This is a genomic window from Ochrobactrum sp. EDr1-4, assembly GCF_049199085.1.
Taxonomy (GTDB): Bacteria; Pseudomonadota; Alphaproteobacteria; order Rhizobiales; family Rhizobiaceae; genus Brucella.
Window position 1 is genome coordinate 192,214 of record NZ_JBLZOF010000003.1, and the last position, 18,414, is coordinate 210,627.

Sequence of the window (18,414 nt, forward strand, 5' to 3'; positions counted from 1 at the left end):
CTATTATACGCCAAGCGACTTCAGCTTGCGATGCAATGCCGAACGTTCCATGCCAACAAACTCAGCCGTACGCGAGATATTGCCACCAAAGCGATTGATCTGCGCAATCAGATATTCCTTTTCAAAGCGCTCGCGTGCTTCACGCAAAGGTAGAGCCATGATGTGCTGATCGGATTCAGTTGGCGCACGCGGCAATGTATCGCCAATTTCTGCTGGCAGAAGATCGGCTGTCACTGGCGCATCCGGATCATCACCGCGCGCCAGAATCATCAGTCGCTCAACATTATTCCGCAACTGACGGATATTCCCCGGCCAGCTATGCGATTGCAAAACTGCCATTGCATCAGAACCGATCTTGCGCGGCTTGATACCTGCCTGTTCCGCAATCTGCGTCATGAAAAATTCGACCAGCGATGGAATATCCTCGCGGCGTGATGCAAGCGCTGGCACATGCACAGGCACAACGGACAGGCGATGGAACAGATCTTCGCGGAACGTACCTTCGGCAATCATGCCTTCAAGGTTCTGTGCGGTCGAAGAGATGATGCGGACATCAACCTTCACACGCTTGGTTCCACCCACACGTTCAAACTGCTGATCAACCAGAACGCGCAAAATCTTGTTTTGCGTTTCACGCGGCATATCGGCAATTTCATCAAGATAAAGAATGCCGCCATGTGCTTCTTCCAGCGCGCCAACCTTGCGCTCACCGCCATCCATTTCCGTGCCAAAAAGCTCAATTTCCATACGCTCAGGCGTAATTGTTGCAGCATTGACCGTCACAAACGGACCATTAGCCCGACCTGAATGTGCATGGATAGCACGCGCTGCCAGTTCCTTACCCGCCCCCGAAGGTCCGGTGATCATGATACGGCTGTTGGTTGGCGCAACACGCTCAATCGTCTGGCGCAGCTGGTTGATCGCAAGCGAAGCACCGATCAGTTCCATGCTGTTGCCGCCGCGCTTGCGCAGATTGGAAACTTCGCGTTTCAGCTTCGATGTTTCCAGCGCACGTTCAGCAACCAAAATCAGACGATCCGCCTTGAACGGCTTTTCGATAAAATCATAGGCACCGCGACGGATCGCCGAAACAGCCGTTTCGACATTGCCGTGTCCAGAGATCATAACGACCGGCAGATCAGGATGCTGCTTCTTGATTTCGTCAAGCAGCGCAAGACCATCAAGGCGACTGCCCTGCAACCAGATGTCAAGAAACACGAGCCTAGGCACACGATCATCAATCGCAGCGAGCGCGCTATCAGCATCGAAAGCCGTACGCGTTTCATAGCCTTCATCGCTCAGGATACCTGCAACAAGTTCCCGAATATCCACTTCGTCATCAACAACAAGAATATCGGCTGCCATATCAGTTCACCTGTCCAACTATCTCGTTTCCGGGATTTCCCTCTTCCGCACCAGCAGAGCTGGTGGAAACCTCAGGAAAGATCATACGTATCATTGCGCCACGTCCACCGTGGAAATCTGCTGGCGCATCATGCAATTCCAACTGTCCGCCGTGGTCTTCCACGATTTTGCGCACTATCGCGAGACCAAGGCCAGTGCCCTTTTCGCGCGTGGTCATATAGGGCTCTAAGAGCTTCTGGCGATCATCGCCCGGCAAGCCCTTGCCGTTATCGATGATATCGACCACCAGATGCCCCTCGGCTTTACTTGAGCGAACAAGAATATGCCCTTCGCCGCGCTCTTCTTTCGGCACAGCATCAATTGCCTCGCTGGCATTCTTAATGACATTGCCAAAAGCCTGACCAAGCAGACGACTATCAAAAGAACCAATCAGTTTTTCAGAGCCATATTCATTGGTAAACTTTATATCCTGACGGCTGACTTCAATGAGGAACGAAGCCTCACGCAACGCCTCACGCATATCCATCGCCTTCATTTCAGGCTTAGGCATACGCGCAAATGCTGAGAATTCATCGACCATGCGACCAATATCACCGACCTGACGGATGATTGTATCAGTGCACTGATCGAACACTTCGCGATCTTCAACAATTACCTTGCCGTAGCGACGGCGAATACGTTCTGCAGAAAGCTGGATCGGCGTCAGCGGATTTTTGATCTCATGTGCGATACGACGCGCAACATCGGCCCATGCGGACGAACGCTGCGCCTGAACCAGATCGGTAATGTCATCAACCGTAACGACATAGGAATGATCGTCAGATTCTGAATCTTCGACGGTCACCTGCACGTTAAAGGTTCGTGCAACACCATTACGCGTCATACTGACCTGTTCACGATGCATCGCACGATCCGTTGTACGCGCAACTTCAAAAGCTTGTCCGATTTCAGGCGCAATACTGCTCAAGCTTTTGCCAATTGCATCTTGTGAACTGACACCGAACATATGCTCAGCCGAGCGATTAAGGATCGAAATTGAGCCATCAGTCTCGATACCGATAACACCCGCATTGACGCCAGAAAGAACCGCTTCAGAGAAGCGACGACGCTCGTCAATCTGATCTTTCGCTGACAAAAGCTCGTTGCGTTGGCTATTTAGCTCAGCAACCATGTTGTTGAACGTGTCGGACAGAGCGCCAACATCGCCATCAGATGCGCGTACTGGCACAGAGATATTCAGATTACCGGCAGCAACATCGTCAGCTGCACCAATCAAAAGCCTGATCGGACGCACAAGACGGTCCGCCACGGCAATACCTGTCCATATGGCAGACAGAAGAACAATCAGAGTCAGACCGAAATAGAGCAGCGCAAACGCAATCTGGGTTGGTATGCGGTTGGCATCCATCTCTTGATAGCGCGCCGTATTGGCTTCCATCAGGCGCATAGAATCCAGAATTTGCTGATCAACCGCCCGTACCGTGTAGAGATAAAGGTCCGGTATCTCGCGCATCTTGATGACAGCGCCAACAAAATTACTGTTGCCCGGAGGGATAATAACCGGCTTACCATCGACAGCTGTTTTCAAAGCGTCTTCGGTTGGCGGCGGCAAGCGCGTTTCAACGCCTGTCTCGCTTTTGACGACAACATCGCCGTTTTCACGCACCAAGAATGCACCAAGCAGTCCGCGTCCACCAGCCTGAAGCGTCATGTAGCGGATGAAGCCACCCCTATCGAGGCTATAGACCGTGCGCTGGGCATCAAGCTCCTGCAACATCGAAAATGACGTGCTTTGCAGGTTTAACGCAGTTTCCCGAATATAGGCGGTGGTCAGGTTCTGTGATGAACTGACAATATCGCGTGTGTTGGTATCAAACCAGCGATCAAGACCAAGATTGAGGGTAACGGAAGCAACAATCGCAACTACGATTGCAGGCACCGCAGCGATCAGTGAGAACAGCGCAACAATTCGCACATGCAGTCGAGATGCAGCTTTCCCGGATCGACGCGCCGAGATAATACGGTAAATCTCGCGGCAAATCAGCAGGATCAGAAAGATGATGAGCGCGACGTTGATAATGACCAGCGCAAGCGTGACTGCACGATCAGGCGTAATCGGCGTAATGCCAATGAGAATGCAAAAAGACAGTGACGCGGTAATCAACGCCAGAACAACGGTGATAATACCCGGTAACGCAAGAAGCCTGCGCCCCTCACCGCCGCGCGATGGTCGCTCTGCCTTATCCATATCCGTCGTCAGATTCGCTGTATGCATGTTAACCATATTACCCAATAGCGTTGCATCTATGCAACGCATTGTGGCGAAAATGCAACGATTGTTTACAGCTTAAATAGGGTTTCGCGAAACTGAGAGCGGCTTATCGCTCATTTTCTATTGCTTGGCGCCTCGATAGATATTCACGCCAAGCTCTCTGATCTTCTTACGCAGTGTGTTACGGTTAAGACCCAGAATTTCTGCGGCCTTAATCTGGTTACCGCGCGTAGCCGTCAAACATGCAAGGATAAGTGGGTATTCAAGTTCTGCCAGAACGCGATGATAGAGGCCGGGCGGTGGCAAATCAGAGCCGAACGATCCGAAATAACGCTGCATATTCTGCTCAACGACCTGCGAAATCGTGATGTTTTCGAGATCACCCGTCACGATGGCAGGGGCATCGGGCTTTGAAAGCTCCGACTTAAGTTCAGCTTCGATGATTTCGGGCGAAATCTCGTCTTGCGGATAGAGTGCTGAAAGTCTGCGCACAAGGTTTTCAAGCTCGCGCACATTGCCCGGCCATGGATAGCGGCGCATCATATCAAAGCCGGTCGCAGTAATGCGCTTTTCAGGCAGACCTTCTTCGGCGGCGCGCTTAAAGAAGTGGCGGACCAGATCAGGCACGTCTTCACTGCGTTCACGTAGTGGCGGCAGACGCAACGGCACGACATTCAGACGATAATACAGATCTTCACGGAACAGACCCTGCGCAATAAGCTGGCGCAAATCCTTATTGGTTGCAGCAACAATCCGCACATCAGTCTTGATCGGTGTACGACCGCCGACCGTCATATATTCGCCCTGCTGCAAAACGCGCAGCAAACGCGTCTGTGCTTCCATCGGCATATCGCCAATTTCGTCGAGGAAAAGTGTTCCGCCATTGGCCTGTTCGAAACGTCCACTGGACCGGTTCTGTGCGCCGGTAAAGGCACCTTTTTCATGGCCGAACAGTTCAGATTCAATCAGGTCACGCGGAATAGCCGCCATATTAATGGCAACAAATGGCCCTTTGCGGCGACGACCATATTCATGCAAGGCGCGCGCGACGAGTTCCTTACCCGTACCCGACTCGCCTGTGACCATCATGGTGAGGTCCGTCTGCATCATGCGCGCCAACACACGATAGATTTCTTGCATTGCGGGCGAGCGCCCGACCAGTGGCATGTTTTCAGCCTGCTCATCCGGCAGAACCGCAGCGGGCTTATGCTTTGGTTCTGAGAGCGCACGACCAACAATATTGATTAGCTCTGTGAGATCAAACGGCTTTGGCAAATATTCATAAGCACCGGCTTCCGAAGCGCGGATCGCGGTCATAAACGTATTTTGCGCGCTCATAACAACAATCGGCAAATCAGGCCGCATCTTCTTGATACGCGGAAGCAGATCAAACGCATTCTCGTCGGGCATATTGACGTCGGTAATCACCAGATCACCATCCCCGGCAGCTATCCAGCGCCAGAGCGAAGCACCATTGGATGTAACCCGCACATCATAGCCTGCGCGCGACAATGCCTGATTGAGCACTGTGCGAATTGCAGCATCGTCATCCGCAACGAGAATCGTACCTGTCGGACGTCCGGCAATCATGCTTTATCTCCTGTCTTTACAGACATATTTTCGGCTGAACTTTTCCATTGCGGCATGAGAATGCGAAATGTAGTGCGCGATGGGTGGCTATCGCACTCGATCACACCGCCATGATCGCCAATAATTTTGGCAACCAGCGCCAAACCAAGGCCGGATCCATTTGTTTTGGTCGTCACGAACGGGTCGAACAAATGCGGCAGCATATCGTCGGGCACGCCCGGACCATTATCATGCACGCAGAATTCCAGCGGCAATGCCACACGGTCGCTTGCACCCGGGACTTGTAAGCGAATGCCAGGGCGATAGGCTGTCGAAAGCGTGATTTCAGCGCCATCACGATCGCCAAGCGCTTCGGCTGCGTTCTTCACCAGATTAAGGAAAACCTGCACAAGCTGATCGCGATTGGCATAAACTGGCGGCAATGATGGATCATATTCTTCGACAAAGCGGATATGCCGCGCAAAACCGTTGCGTGCCAGTGTCTTCACATGATCGAGCACCGAGTAAATATTGACCGCCGTGCGCTCAATCGGACGCTCATCGGAAAATACTTCCATGCGATCGACAAGCTTTACAATCCGGTCCGTTTCATCGGTAATCAGTCGCGCCAACGCACGATCTTCATCACCAACCACTTGTTCCAGCAATTGTGCTGCACCACGAATGCCCGAAAGCGGATTCTTGATTTCATGCGCGAGCATTGAGGCAAGCCCCGTCACAGAACGCGCCGCACCGCGATGAGTCATCTGACGGTCGATTTTCTCAGCCATGGACTTTTCCTTAAACAGGATTACCACGGCACCCGGCGTTTCGATCACCGGAGCAACATAAAGATCGACAATGCGCTCGGCACCGAGCTTCGGCGATGAAATATCGACGCGATATTCATTAACCGGCACCTGAGCCGTGCGGACCTGATCGACCAGAGCCAGTAATGGGCTGCCAAATGGAAGAAACGATTCAAGACGGTTGCGTGCCAGAATAGACGAACCAGACCGGAAGAATTGCTCGGCATCCATATTCGCATAAACGATGTGATTATCGGCGCTCACCATAATCACAGGCTGATTGATCGCATCCAATATGATTGCTGGAATGCCGTTTGTTTCACCTCTACCGCCCATCACGCGACCTTTCTGTCTGCATCACGCAGAAAAACGCGGGTTAGCGCCGCGATAACCGCTTCGGGATCAGTGAGCGTCATGATTTCAGCCTTATCTGCCTGCGAGATTGCTTCGCCCGCATGACGATCCAGATACCAGCCGAGATGTTTTCTTGAATGGCGGATACCAGTCTTGCTGCCATAATGGTCGAGCATATCTTCGTAATGTCTTATAATATAAGAAAGAATGCCATCAGCTGTACGCGGTGCGAAATCACTGCCTGCGATCAAGCCTGCAAGCCACGGCTGACCATAGGAAGCGCGACCAACCATCACGGCGTCGGCCCCTGAACGACGCAGCAACTCTTCCGCATCTACGCGTGACAACACATCGCCATTGGCTACAAGCGGAATTTTCACGACATCACGCACCGCATGAATGGCATCCCAGTCGGCTTTGCCTTCATAGAACTGACAGCGCGTGCGTCCATGAACCGTCACCATGGCAATACCCGCACCTTCGGCGCGTTTAGCTAATTCAGGCGCGTTGATGCTATTCTCATCCCAGCCAAGACGCATTTTCAGCGTAACCGGCACCTTGACCGCATTCACAGTTGCCTCAACCAAAGTCATGGCGTGATCAAGATCGCGCATCAGCGCAGAGCCGGAATAGCCGCCCGTCACCTTCTTGGCAGGGCAGCCCATATTGATGTCGATAATATCCGCACCCTCGCCTTCGGCGATGATGGCCGCTTCGCCCATCCAGTGTGCTTCGCGGCCTGCAAGTTGGACGACATGCGTGCCAAGCCCTTCACCGGACAGGCGCAACATGCTTTCCTTATGACGATTGCAGAGCTCAGCACTCGCGACCATCTCCGAAACAACCATGCCAGCACCTGCTTCCGCAGCGCGCTTGCGAAATGGAAGATCAGAAACGCCCGACATAGGCGCAAGAAAGACGCGGTTTGGAACGACCACGTTACGTATGCTTAAAGGCAGTTCAAGATTAGCGACCAAAAGATGCTCATTTGATGTGCACGATGCAATTAGCACACAGTTTAATCACTCACTGCATTGAACGCAAGGAAAAGCGCGTGCGGGTAATGATAAATTGATTGCGGTATGGCAATTATTTACGCAAGGCGTTATTCGGCAAATAGCAATTTGAATCTCTGACAAAGGCGACCGATATTTTACGGGCAGCAGCAGTCATCGTAGCCGCAGGACGTGGCGAACGGGCAGGACAAAGCACCGAAGGACCGAAGCAATATCGGCGGATCGGCGGCGAAGCCGTGCTTTCGCGCACATTGCGAGCTTTTGCGCATTGTCCCGAGATTGCTGAGATTATTGTGGTCATCCATGCCGATGATGCAACCCTTTACGATAACGCTATCATTGAGCAATATGAAAATGTGCGTGTCGTCACGGGTGGACCGACGCGACAGGAATCCACTCGGCTTGGATTGCTGGCGCTCAACAAAAACGCGCCTGACTATGTGCTTATCCATGACGGCGTGCGTCCGTTCATCGAGCAGGAACTGCTTGCGCGCATTTTCGACAATCTGACACCGCAGGAGGGCGTTTTACCTGCGCTTGCCGTATCCGACACGCTGAAACAATCAGCAAGCGACGGCACGGTCAAAATGACGGTCCCGCGCGCTGGTCTTTTCGCAGCGCAAACACCGCAGGCATTTCCCTTCGCGCCAATACTCGACGCGCACGAGAAAGCATTTCTAAGCGGTCGTTCGGATTTTACCGATGACGCGTCGATTGCAGAAGCCTTTGGCCTGTCCGTGCGCATTATCGAAGGTTCGGCAGACAATACCAAACTGACATGGGCCAAAGATATCGAAATGGCCGACAAACGTTTGAGGCATGGCATGACTTCTTTTCCAGATATCCGCACCGGCAACGGCTATGACGTTCACAGTTTTGAGCCGGGCGACCACGTCACGCTTTGCGGCGTCGCCATTCCCCACAACAAAAAGCTCAACGGTCATTCCGATGCAGACGTGGCACTTCATGCGCTAACCGATGCCCTGCTTGCCACACGCGGTGCAGGAGATATAGGCACGCATTTCCCGCCATCCGATCCGCAATGGAAGGGTGCAGCATCGCATATCTTCGTTGAACATGCGGTTCGCATTGTTCGCGCAGCCGGCGGTCGTATCGCCAATGCTGATGTGACAATCATCGCGGAAGAGCCGAAAATCGGCCCGCACCGTCCGGCAATGACAGAAGCCATGGCCAATATGCTCGGCATTTCTCAAGACCGAGTGTCAGTTAAAGCCACCACCAATGAAAAGATGGGCTTTGTTGGCCGTGGTGAAGGCATTGCTGCTATTGTGACGGCAACCGTGATTTATCCCGGTGAGGTTCCAGAATGACATTAATCGCTGAAGCGCAAGTCATCGCGGTTCTCAATGCATGCCGCAAACATAGCATCATGATCGTGACGGCCGAATCCTGCACAGGTGGGCTTATCGCGGGTGCACTCACCGATATAGCCGGTTCTTCCGATGTAGTGGATCGCGGCTTTGTCACCTATTCCAATGAAGCCAAGAATGAGATGATCGGCGTCCCTATGGAACTGATCATCCAAGTGGGCGCTGTCTCAAAAGAAGTGGCAATCGCCATGGCAGAGGGCGCACTTGCCAACTCATGCGCAGGCATAAGCATTGCCGTGACAGGCATCGCAGGACCCGGCGGCGGATCAGCGGAAAAGCCAGTCGGTCTCGTGCATATTGCGAGCGCACGCAAAGGCTTTGCTACGCTGCATAGAGAATGCCGTTTTGGAGAAAAGTCCCGCGAAGCAATACGCCATGAGACTGTGCTATCTGCACTGGCTCTCGTGCTTGAAGGGCTTAATTCTCAACCGTAAATCTGATCGGCGCGTTTCTCGAATGCTTCCGAGAATTTGCGGAAAGCAAGATCAAACATTGATCCCATCAGCATACCGAGCATGCGGCTTTTGAATTCATAATCGATGAAAAACTCGACATCGCATTCCGAACCATCGCCAACCGGCTTAAAAGTCCAGCGATTATCGAGATAGCGGAATGGGCCGTCGACATATTTCACGTCGATCATGCTTTCTTTCGGCTTCAAAAGCACCTGACTGGTGAATGTCTCGCGGATCAGCTTATAGCCAACCGTCATGTCAGCGACGAGCAAGGTCTTATTATCGCGTTCTTTGCTGGAGCGGATTGAAAGCGCCTCGCACATCGGCAAAAATTGCGGATATTTTTCAACATCTGCAACCAGGGCAAACATTTCGTCTGCCCTGTGATGAACGCGTCTGACATTAGTAAATTGCGGCATGCGAGTTTAAGCCTGTGCTGCGACCTGCGCTTCACGCGCAGCCTTGAGCTTTGCAAAATCATCACCGGCATGGTGCGACGAGCGCGTCAGCGGGCTGGACGCAACAAGAGCAAAGCCTTTCGTACGACCGATTGTCTCAAACGACTTGAATTCGTCTGGCGTGATAAAACGGACAACCGGATGGTGCTTGCGGGTTGGCTGAAGATACTGACCAATGGTCATGAAATCCACGTCAGCCGAACGAAGATCATCCATCAGCTGAAGAATTTCGTTCCGCTCTTCACCAAAGCCAACCATGATGCCGGACTTCGTGAAGATCGTCGGATCGAGTTCCTTCACGCGCTGCAACAAGCGGATGGAATGGAAATAGCGCGCGCCCGGACGAACCTTGAGATATTTCGACGGAACAGTTTCCAGATTGTGATTGAACACGTCAGGACGTGCCTTAACAACGATTTCAAGCGCGCCTTCCTTGCGAAGGAAGTCTGGCGTGAGAATTTCAATCGTTGTCTTTGGTGTTGCTTCACGAATCGCGCGAATAACGTCAGCAAAATGCTGTGCGCCGCCGTCAGCGAGATCATCGCGATCAACCGAGGTAATAACAACGTGGGTAAGACCCATCTGCTTGATGGCGCGTGCGACACTTTCCGGCTCGTTCGGATCAAGAGCTTTCGGAATACCGGTCGAAACGTTACAGAAAGCACAGGCACGGGTGCATATTTCACCCATAATCATAAAGGTTGCGTGCTTCTTTTCCCAGCACTCGCCAATATTCGGGCAACCAGCTTCTTCGCAAACGGTAACAAGCTTGTTCGACCGGACGATTTCGCGTGTTTCACTATAGCCACGCGAAACAGGAGCCTTGACGCGAATCCAGTCTGGCTTTTTCAGAATTTCATTATCCGGACGATGTGCCTTCTCCGGATGACGAAGACGTCTCTGGTTCACCGTGTCGAGAACTGTAACCATGCTGTTTCCTGCCTATCCGAAGTTTTCACAAACTTGAAACACTTCTAAATTGGGTCCGGTTCGTAATCTCTGGTCTGTACCCTGTCAACTTGGCACACCCAAAGACATCGTCAATATGCTGCGGCTTACCGTCTCGCCGCCATTCCTAATGCCCTGAAAACGAGTGCCCAGATAAGGCCAAACAATAGCCCGCCAAATCCAAGTGCAAAAGCCAGTGTCCAGACGCCATACCAGCCAGCAATCGCCATTCCATTGACCGATATGGTGTTTCCGCCGATCAGGCTCAAGCTCCCGGCCATAAAGCCAAGCGCTAAACCACCAACGGTACACCATTTAATCATGGGCCATGCGGCACGCCGCCATGGCCCTCCATTATCGATCAGTGGAATATTTTTGCTCCTAGTTTAAGCGTTCAGCACGCGGCCATAGGCATCCAGAACACTTTCCTTCATCATTTCGGAAAGGGTCGGATGCGGGAAGACCGAATGCATCAGTTCTTCTTCTGTCGTCTCTAAGTTCATCGCAACGACAAAGCCCTGAATAAGTTCGGTCACTTCTGCGCCAACCATGTGAGCACCGAGCAGCTGTCCAGTCTTCTTGTCAAAGATCGTCTTAACCAGACCCTGATCTTCGCCAAGCGCAATAGCCTTACCGTTTGCCGAGAAAGAATAGCGACCGACACGAATGTCAAAGCCCTGTTCCTTCGCCTTGGCTTCAGTCAGGCCAACAGATGCTACCTGTGGATTGCAGTAAGTGCAGCCCGGGATCATGCCCTTGTCGAGCGAATGAACATTCGGCAAACCAGCGATCTTTTCAACGCAGATCGTGCCTTCATGCTCAGCCTTATGAGCCAGCATCGGAGGACCAGCAACGTCACCAATGGCATAAATGCCTTCGACATTGGTCTTGCCATAGCCGTCGATCACAACGCAGCCACGGTCTGTCTTCACGCCAAGCGCTTCGAGACCAAGGTTCTCAATGTTACCCTGAACGCCAACAGCCGAAATCAGACGATCAACAGTCAGCTTTTCAACCTTGCGGTCCTTGGTTTCGATATGAGCGGTCACGGAATCCGCGCCTTTCTCAACCTTGGTAACCTTGGCTTCGGTGATGATCTTGAGGCCGAGCTTTTCCAGACGCTTACGAGCGAAAGTGGAAATTTCCACATCTTCAACCGGCATGATGTTCGGCATCAGTTCAACAACCGTCACATCAACGCCCATGGCATTGTAGAAGGATGCAAACTCAATACCGATCGCACCGGAGCCCATGACCACCATCGACTTTGGCAGCGCCGGTGGAACCATGGCTTCGAAATAGGTCCAGATCAGCTTGCCATCTGGTTCAATACCCGGCAGCGAACGCGGACGTGCGCCGGTAGCAACGATCACATGCTTGGCCTTGTAGCCGCCCTCGCCCAAAACGCCCTTCGGCACTGGGTTCTGCGGGAGCATTGGCTGCTTCGATGATTTACCGACCGAAATCTCCGCAGGCGTATTGCCAGAAGCGCCCTTAACAAGCTTAGCTTCGCCCCAGATCACGTCGATCTTGTTCTTCTTCATCAGGTAGGCAACGCCGCCATTCAGCCGCGCCGACACACCACGCGAACGCGCAACAACCGCATCCACATCAGCACTGATCGAGCCTTCAAGCTTAAGGCCGTAATCCTTGGCATGTTCGCCCAGATGCAGCACTTCCGCCGAACGCAGCAGCGCCTTGGTCGGAATGCAACCCCAGTTAAGGCAAATGCCGCCCAGATGCTCGCGCTCGACAATGGCAGTCTTGAGGCCAAGCTGCGCTGCGCGGATAGCGGTGACATAACCGCCCGGTCCCGATCCGATGATAATAACGTCGTAGATGTCGGCCATAGTTTCCTGCCCTTAAAACATCAGAAATACGAGAAGCAGCATCTTACGCAGATTTTCTTGCGGTGCGCATTCTCGAATTGCCGACTTTCTGTCGGCTTATAAATAGGAAACGCCGCGTGTCAGATAACACGCGGCGTATAACCATATCAGACCAGCATACCCATCGGGTTTTCGATGTGACGCTTGAAGGCCTGTGCAAGTTCAGCAGCCAGAGCGCCATCAACGGCGCGATGATCGGTGGAGAGCGTGACAGACATAACCGTCGCAACCTTCACTTCACCATTCTTGACCACTGCACGCTGTTCACCTGCACCAATTGCGAAGATCGTCGCATGTGGTGGGTTGATGATTGCTGCAAAGTCCTTCACGCCGAACATGCCAAGGTTGGACACAGAGGTCGAACCACCCTGATATTCATCAGGCTTAAGCTTTCGATCACGCGCACGCTTGGCAAGGTCCTTCATCTCATTGGAGATGGCGGACAGCGTTTTGGATTCAGACTGACGCACGATTGGCGTAATCAGACCGCCCGGAATGGAGACAGCAACGCCCACATCCGCACGCTTGTGCTTGATCATGCCGCCTTCAGTCCAGGAGACGTTGGCTTCAGGAATATCACGCAGCGCAAGAGCAACAGCCTTGATCACCAGATCATTGACAGAAAGCTTGTAGGCCGGAACCTCTCCCTTCTCTGTCTTGGTAACGGGTGCTGCGGAATTGATCTGCGAACGCAGAGCCAGAAGCGCATCGAGTTCGCAATCAATCGTCAGATAGAAATGCGGAACAGTCTGCTTCGATTCAACCAGACGGCGAGCAATGGTCTTGCGCATACCGTCGTGAGGAACGATTTCGTAGGTGCCTTCTTCAAAGAGCTTGAGGATGGCATCATCTGACTGAGGCTTCGGAGCCGACGCAGCCGTCGGTGGTGCAGCAGACGCAGCTTTCGTACCGCCGGATTTGATTGCAGCTTCAACATCACGCTGAACAACACGGCCATGAGGACCAGTGCCTTTAACAGCGGAAACATCAACGCCTGCATCCTTCGCGATGCGACGCGCAAGCGGCGATGCGAAAACGCGATCTCCCTTGTTTTCGGCGCCACTATTAGTAGCAGGAGCAGCCGCTGGAGCTTCAGCTTTTACAGGAGCCGGGGCTGCTGCGGGTGCAGCTTCCTTCTTTGGCTCTTCCTTAGGCGTTTCAGCCTTAGCTTCCGCCTTTGGTGCAGGAGCAGCGTCGCCACCCTTTGCTGCTTCTGCGACATCCTCACCGTCTTCGGCGAGGATTGCGATCAGCGCGTTGACCTTGACGCCTTCGGTTCCGGCAGGAACGACGAGCTTCGCAACAACACCTTCATCAACAGCTTCGACTTCCATCGTCGCTTTGTCGGTTTCAATCTCGGCGATCACATCGCCGGACGTAACCTTGTCGCCTTCTTTAACCAGCCACTTGGAAAGATTGCCTTCTTCCATGGTTGGTGAAAGTGCTGGCATGGTGATTTTAATCGGCATGTCCAGTAACTCCTCAGGCGGTGTAGGTCACGGCTTTCACCGCTTCCACCACTTCAGCTACAGTCGGCAGAGCCAGCTTTTCGAGGTTGGCCGCATATGGCATCGGAACGTCTTTGCCAGCAATCGTCAGGATCGGCGCATCGAGATAATCGAAAGCCTGCTGCATGACGCGGGTAGCAATTTCAGTACCAACGGAAGACTGTGGGTAGCCTTCTTCAACAGTCACAAGACGACCCGTCTTCTTGACCGATTCCACGACCGTTGGAATATCCATTGGGCGGATGGTGCGCAGATCGATAATTTCAACATCGATGCCCTGTGCAGCCAGTTCTTCCGCAGCCTTGACCGCATAGGTCATGCCGATACCGAACGAAACGATGGTCGCGTCCTTGCCCTGCTTGTGAATGCGGGCCTTGCCGATTGGCAGAACGAAATCGTCAAGCTTCGGCACATCGAAATGATGACCGTAGAGAATTTCGTTTTCAAGGAAGATAACCGGATTTGGATCGCGGATAGCCGCCTTGAGCAGACCCTTCGCATCAGCAGCTGAGTAAGGCATGACGACCTTGAGGCCCGGGATCTGGCTGTACCATGCGGCATAGCACTGGGAGTGCTGAGCAGCAACGCGGGCAGCGGCACCCGAAGGTCCGCGGAACACCATAGGTGCGCCCATCTGGCCGCCCGACATATAAAGCGTCTTGGCAGCCGAATTGATGATCTGGTCAATCGCCTGCATGGCGAAGTTGAACGTCATGAATTCGACGATTGGCTTCAGGCCAGCCATAGCAGCACCAACGCCAACACCAGCAAAACCATGCTCGGTGATCGGGGTGTCGACAACGCGGCGTGGGCCGAACTCATCGAGAAGACCCTGCGTGATCTTGTAAGCGCCCTGATATTCGGCAACTTCTTCACCCATGATGAAGACATTGTCGTCGCGGCGCATTTCTTCAGCCATGGCATCGCGCAGTGCTTCACGCACAGTCATCGAAACCATTTCTGTACCAGCTGGAATGTCCGGATCGGAAGCAACTTCAACTTTCGGAGCAGCAGGCACGCTATCGGCCTTCTTTTCTGCGGCCTTTGGCGCTTCTTTCGCTTCTTCCTTTGGAGCTTCCGCTTTTGCAGCAGGAGCAGAACCGATGTCGGATGCACTTTCGCCGTCACCGAGCAGGATTGCGATTGGCGTATTTACTTTTACGCCTTCCGAACCTTCTTCAATCAACAGCTTGCCGATTGTGCCTTCATCAACGGCTTCAACTTCCATCGTCGCCTTATCGGTTTCGATTTCAGCGATCACGTCACCAGACGTAACCTTGTCGCCTTCTTTTTTCAGCCACTTGGACAGTTTGCCTTCTTCCATCGTCGGGGAAAGGGCAGGCATGAGAATTTCTACGGGCATGACAATACCTTTCCTGAATTAGAGCAGAATATCCGTGTAGAGCTCGGAAACATCCGGCTCTGGATCGTTTTGAGCGAAATCGGCCGAATCAGCGACGATGTCGCGAACATTCTTGTCGATTTCTTTCAGCTCTTCTTCAGTGGCCCAGTTGTTTTCAATCAGGCGCAGTTTAACCTGTTCAATCGGGTCGTGCTCCGAACGCATTTTCTGCACTTCGTCCTTCGAACGATATTTCGCAGGATCGGACATGGAGTGACCGCGATAACGATAGGTTTCCATTTCGAGAATCAATGGGCCCTTGCCCGAACGCGCCCAATCGGCAGCAAATTCGGCAGCAGCCGCAACAGCACGAACATCCATGCCGTCGACCTTGATGCCCGGTACGTTGAACGAAACACCGCGCTTGGAGAAATCTGTTTCAGCGGAAGAACGCGAAACCGATGTACCCATTGCATAGCGGTTGTTTTCGATCACGTAGATCACCGGAAGCTTCCACAGCGATGCCATGTTGAAGGCTTCATAAACCTGGCCCTGATTGGCAGCGCCATCGCCGAAATAGGTGACGGAAATATTGTCATTGCCGCGATATTTGTTCGCAAAGGCAAGACCGGTGCCAAGAGGAACCTGAGCGCCGACGATACCATGACCGCCGTAAAAGCCCTTTTCCTTCGAGAACATGTGCATGGAGCCGCCCTTGCCCTTGGAGTAACCTCCACGGCGGCCAGTCAGCTCGGCCATAACGCCACGTGCTTCCATGCCAGTTGCCAGCATGTGACCATGGTCACGATAGGAAGTGATGATCTGATCACCTTCCTTGAGCGCTGTCTGCATACCGACGACAACGGCTTCCTGACCGATATAAAGGTGACAGAAGCCACCGATGAAACCCATACCGTAAAGCTGTCCGGCCTTTTCTTCGAAACGGCGGATCAAAAGCATTTCGCGGTAAGCACTCAGTTCCTGCTCTTTATTAAACTTTGCAGGCGCTGGCGTCTTGGGGGTGGTGACAGAAGACGTCTGCGTTTTTCCAGCAGGCGCCTTATTAGCCCTCGGTGCCATATCTCGCTCCCTATAGCATGCACCCAAAATCAGAGGTGATTTTGAAAGCAACATGCGACGATTCAAATTATCAGAGCACCTTTCACGCACACGAAGGACGCGCGGCGCTCTACGATTGTCGTTCTATTGTGACGTTATACGGGCAATTTACAAGATACAATATGCACGCAAAGCATAGCTGCTATGCCGCCAAGCCTTTAAAAACATATCACAAAAAGACAATTAACCTGAATTTGGTTAATTTGACCGATCTTCGCGAGAAATGATTATCGTCATTTCATCGGAATGGGAGAGATTAAGCGCCCTGCGAGCCTGCTCGTCAAGCATGTCCTTTTCAATCGAGCCATCGCGCAGAAGCGTGACTCGCTTTTCAAGTGCAGCTCTGTCGGCAGTCACCTGTGCAAGTTGATCGGTCAGCAAGCTTTTCTGCTGTTCCAGCTGGAGACGGGAATAGAGCCCAAATTCGCCATGATAGGCGTGGAAACCAAAATAACTCAGAAACGCAGCTGTCAAAACAGGCAGCACAAAACGGCCACGGATAGATTTACGTTTCTGCTTGGTCCACATTTCGGCTTCCTTCCCGGATACTCACGAGGGCTTCGATGCTGATTTGAAGCCGTCAATCCGATTTCCACCATAAAACATAATTCTGCTTAACAGAGCTTTACCGCAGGGCGATGACAGTGGCTCTAGCGTCAGATTTTTTGGAGCCCTACCCCAGCACGAGAGTAAGAATGGCGACGACAGCCGCCATCCCATTAATGAATGCTGCGCCGTTCAAACATCAACAATCGTTGAAAAACCACCCATGATCATGCGCTTACCGTCAAAAGGCATGGTTTCACCCATTTCCTTCATGCGCGGATCACTCATCATTTTTTCATTAGCAGCGTCGCGTGTGGCTTTGTCAGGATATTCAAACCACGAAAAGACCACCTCTTCATCGTCCTTTGCCTGCACAGCACGGCGAAAGTCTGTGACCTTACCATTGGGCACATCATCGCCCCAGGCCTCGACCATACGCGTCACGCCAAACTCTTTGAATAATTCCGCAGCTTTAGCGGCATGTTGCCGATAGACCTCTTTATTGGCCTTTGGAACCGCAACGACAAATCCTTCTATGTAAGCCATTTTTCTCTCCCAATTTTTCGCCCTCCACCAAGTGATGATATTTTTCTTATTATTCACCTGAGACACAGGAAATTAGAAATAGGCCGCTAAGTCGCTAAAGCAATAGCACTCGTGCTTTGCCACCAACACGCAAAATTGAAAAGATAGAAGGCAAATAAAACAGGCTGAAAATTAGCCAAAATCGAGTAGGTAGATAATATTAATATTTATGACGAAATATAAACATCGATTACTTCTTAATATAATTACATAGGAATATAATATTATGAACGAAAAAATAGTGAAAAGAATAGCATGTATCGTTATGGCACTATTTCCTGCATTGTGGGGCTTATTCAGTTTTCTGAATAACACAGCTGATTTTCCAGGCACTGCTCAACATGCTGTTGCACCACTTTTGTCCATGGCTGACACTTATGGAAATCCCGCTTTAACTTGGCGCGCTATTACAGCGAGCTGGGCGCCTTACGTAGGGCTTGCTGGAATTACAGCGATGGAAACGCTGGCAGGCATTCTAGCCACGATCGGCGTCATCAAGATGATTGCAAACATTGGGAAAGACTATTCTGCTTTCTCCAACGGCAAAGCATGGGCGATGCTCGGAGCCCTGTGCGCAATCGCAGTCTGGGGCATCGGCTTCATGGTCGTGGCAGGTGATTGGTTCATGGCGTGGCAAGCCAAGGAAAACCCGCTCAATACACAACTAGGGGCGCTGATATACGCGCTTCCAAGCATGATGGCCGTTGTGATTATGATGCTTCACAAAGAAGAAGCATGAAGCCAATAAAAAACGGCGGCCTTTAAGCCGCCGTTTTCAAATTTTGGTA

At 52.2% G+C, this 18,414-nt stretch carries 17 protein-coding genes; 3 read left to right on the plus strand and 14 right to left on the minus strand.

The features are described from left to right. Positions 1-3: 3 nt before the first annotated feature. From ACOZHT_RS11945 to dusB, 5 genes are all read right to left on the minus strand, one after another. On the minus strand, positions 4-1,365 hold the full coding sequence (locus tag ACOZHT_RS11945) for a sigma-54 dependent transcriptional regulator (protein WP_339508807.1): 1,362 nt from the start codon (positions 1,363-1,365) through the stop codon (positions 4-6). A gap of 1 nt (position 1,366) precedes the next feature. Continuing rightward, positions 1,367-3,682, minus strand: a complete 2,316-nt coding sequence (locus tag ACOZHT_RS11950) for an ATP-binding protein (RefSeq protein WP_421565794.1) — start codon at positions 3,680-3,682, stop codon at positions 1,367-1,369. Between the two features lie 75 nt (positions 3,683-3,757). Then, positions 3,758-5,227, minus strand: coding sequence for a nitrogen regulation protein NR(I) (gene ntrC, locus ACOZHT_RS11955; RefSeq protein WP_339508808.1), 1,470 nt, complete (start codon positions 5,225-5,227; stop codon positions 3,758-3,760). Beyond that, positions 5,224-6,351, minus strand: a complete 1,128-nt coding sequence (locus tag ACOZHT_RS11960) for a nitrogen regulation protein NR(II) (protein ID WP_339508934.1) — start codon at positions 6,349-6,351, stop codon at positions 5,224-5,226. Before ACOZHT_RS11960 ends, ntrC begins: the two co-directional genes overlap by 4 nt. After that, positions 6,351-7,346 (minus strand): tRNA dihydrouridine synthase DusB, encoded by a 996-nt coding sequence (gene dusB / locus ACOZHT_RS11965; protein WP_339508809.1) that lies wholly within the window; start codon positions 7,344-7,346, stop codon positions 6,351-6,353. Before dusB ends, ACOZHT_RS11960 begins: the two co-directional genes overlap by 1 nt. A 155-nt stretch (positions 7,347-7,501) precedes the next feature. On the opposite strand from dusB, the gene ACOZHT_RS11970 reads away from it, so the two are divergent. Beyond that, positions 7,502-8,716 (plus strand): bifunctional 2-C-methyl-D-erythritol 4-phosphate cytidylyltransferase/2-C-methyl-D-erythritol 2,4-cyclodiphosphate synthase, encoded by a 1,215-nt coding sequence (locus ACOZHT_RS11970; protein WP_339508935.1) that lies wholly within the window; start codon positions 7,502-7,504, stop codon positions 8,714-8,716. Beyond that, positions 8,713-9,210 carry a CinA family protein gene (locus tag ACOZHT_RS11975; RefSeq protein ID WP_339508810.1) on the plus strand — a complete coding sequence of 166 codons (498 nt, stop codon included), beginning with the start codon at positions 8,713-8,715 and terminating at the stop codon, positions 9,208-9,210. Before ACOZHT_RS11970 ends, ACOZHT_RS11975 begins: the two co-directional genes overlap by 4 nt. Here the strand turns inward: ACOZHT_RS11975 and ACOZHT_RS11980 are convergent. From ACOZHT_RS11980 to ACOZHT_RS12020, 9 genes are all read right to left on the minus strand, one after another. After that, positions 9,201-9,650, minus strand: a complete 450-nt coding sequence (locus tag ACOZHT_RS11980) for a type II toxin-antitoxin system RatA family toxin (RefSeq protein WP_339508811.1) — start codon at positions 9,648-9,650, stop codon at positions 9,201-9,203. The genes ACOZHT_RS11975 and ACOZHT_RS11980 overlap by 10 nt on opposite strands. A 6-nt stretch (positions 9,651-9,656) precedes the next feature. Further along, positions 9,657-10,619 (minus strand): lipoyl synthase, encoded by a 963-nt coding sequence (gene lipA, locus ACOZHT_RS11985; protein ID WP_339508812.1) that lies wholly within the window; start codon positions 10,617-10,619, stop codon positions 9,657-9,659. A 125-nt stretch (positions 10,620-10,744) separates the two neighbouring features. Continuing rightward, positions 10,745-10,960 carry a hypothetical protein gene (locus tag ACOZHT_RS11990; protein WP_339508936.1) on the minus strand — a complete coding sequence of 72 codons (216 nt, stop codon included), beginning with the start codon at positions 10,958-10,960 and terminating at the stop codon, positions 10,745-10,747. 63 nt (positions 10,961-11,023) lie between these two features. Further along, positions 11,024-12,487, minus strand: coding sequence for a dihydrolipoyl dehydrogenase (lpdA, locus tag ACOZHT_RS11995; RefSeq protein WP_339508813.1), 1,464 nt, complete (start codon positions 12,485-12,487; stop codon positions 11,024-11,026). A 146-nt stretch (positions 12,488-12,633) separates the two neighbouring features. Further along, positions 12,634-13,995 carry a pyruvate dehydrogenase complex dihydrolipoamide acetyltransferase gene (locus ACOZHT_RS12000; protein WP_339508814.1) on the minus strand — a complete coding sequence of 454 codons (1,362 nt, stop codon included), beginning with the start codon at positions 13,993-13,995 and terminating at the stop codon, positions 12,634-12,636. Between the two features lie 13 nt (positions 13,996-14,008). After that, entirely contained in the window at positions 14,009-15,397 is a 1,389-nt protein-coding gene (locus ACOZHT_RS12005; protein WP_339508815.1) for a pyruvate dehydrogenase complex E1 component subunit beta, read from the minus strand. Between the two features lie 18 nt (positions 15,398-15,415). Further along, positions 15,416-16,456 (minus strand): pyruvate dehydrogenase (acetyl-transferring) E1 component subunit alpha, encoded by a 1,041-nt coding sequence (pdhA, locus tag ACOZHT_RS12010; protein ID WP_339508816.1) that lies wholly within the window; start codon positions 16,454-16,456, stop codon positions 15,416-15,418. Between the two features lie 237 nt (positions 16,457-16,693). After that, positions 16,694-17,023, minus strand: coding sequence for a septum formation initiator family protein (locus tag ACOZHT_RS12015; protein WP_339508817.1), 330 nt, complete (start codon positions 17,021-17,023; stop codon positions 16,694-16,696). A 210-nt stretch (positions 17,024-17,233) separates the two neighbouring features. Next, a complete protein-coding gene (locus tag ACOZHT_RS12020) occupies positions 17,234-17,587 on the minus strand; it encodes a DUF1428 domain-containing protein (RefSeq protein ID WP_339508818.1) in 354 nt (117 codons plus the stop codon). 265 nt (positions 17,588-17,852) lie between these two features. Here ACOZHT_RS12020 and ACOZHT_RS12025 point away from each other — a divergent pair, with 265 nt between their 5' ends. Beyond that, positions 17,853-18,365, plus strand: coding sequence for a DUF2165 family protein (locus ACOZHT_RS12025; RefSeq protein WP_339508819.1), 513 nt, complete (start codon positions 17,853-17,855; stop codon positions 18,363-18,365). Positions 18,366-18,414 lie beyond the last annotated feature (49 nt).

Bases quoted from the DNA above. Each gene is read 5' to 3' on its own strand.
- ACOZHT_RS11950 (WP_421565794.1), bottom strand. From the start codon at position 3,682: ATGCGTTGCATAGATGCAACGCTATTGGGTAATATGGTTAACATGCAT.
- ACOZHT_RS11990 (WP_339508936.1), bottom strand. From the start codon at position 10,960: ATGATTAAATGGTGTACCGTTGGTGGTTTAGCGCTTGGCTTTATGGCC.
- ACOZHT_RS12015 (WP_339508817.1), bottom strand. From the start codon at position 17,023: ATGTGGACCAAGCAGAAACGTAAATCTATCCGTGGCCGTTTTGTGCTG.
- ACOZHT_RS11975 (WP_339508810.1), top strand. From the start codon at position 8,713: ATGACATTAATCGCTGAAGCGCAAGTCATCGCGGTTCTCAATGCATGC.
- ACOZHT_RS12025 (WP_339508819.1), top strand. From the start codon at position 17,853: ATGAACGAAAAAATAGTGAAAAGAATAGCATGTATCGTTATGGCACTA.
- ACOZHT_RS12005 (WP_339508815.1), bottom strand. From the start codon at position 15,397: ATGCCCGTAGAAATTCTCATGCCTGCCCTTTCCCCGACGATGGAAGAA.
- lpdA (WP_339508813.1), bottom strand. From the start codon at position 12,487: ATGGCCGACATCTACGACGTTATTATCATCGGATCGGGACCGGGCGGT.
- ACOZHT_RS11980 (WP_339508811.1), bottom strand. From the start codon at position 9,650: ATGCCGCAATTTACTAATGTCAGACGCGTTCATCACAGGGCAGACGAA.
- ntrC (WP_339508808.1), bottom strand. From the start codon at position 5,227: ATGATTGCCGGACGTCCGACAGGTACGATTCTCGTTGCGGATGACGAT.
- ACOZHT_RS11945 (WP_339508807.1), bottom strand. From the start codon at position 1,365: ATGGCAGCCGATATTCTTGTTGTTGATGACGAAGTGGATATTCGGGAA.
- ACOZHT_RS12020 (WP_339508818.1), bottom strand. From the start codon at position 17,587: ATGGCTTACATAGAAGGATTTGTCGTTGCGGTTCCAAAGGCCAATAAA.
- ACOZHT_RS12000 (WP_339508814.1), bottom strand. From the start codon at position 13,995: ATGCCGATTAAAATCACCATGCCAGCACTTTCACCAACCATGGAAGAA.
- ACOZHT_RS11960 (WP_339508934.1), bottom strand. From the start codon at position 6,351: ATGGGCGGTAGAGGTGAAACAAACGGCATTCCAGCAATCATATTGGAT.
- pdhA (WP_339508816.1), bottom strand. From the start codon at position 16,456: ATGGCACCGAGGGCTAATAAGGCGCCTGCTGGAAAAACGCAGACGTCT.
- lipA (WP_339508812.1), bottom strand. From the start codon at position 10,619: ATGGTTACAGTTCTCGACACGGTGAACCAGAGACGTCTTCGTCATCCG.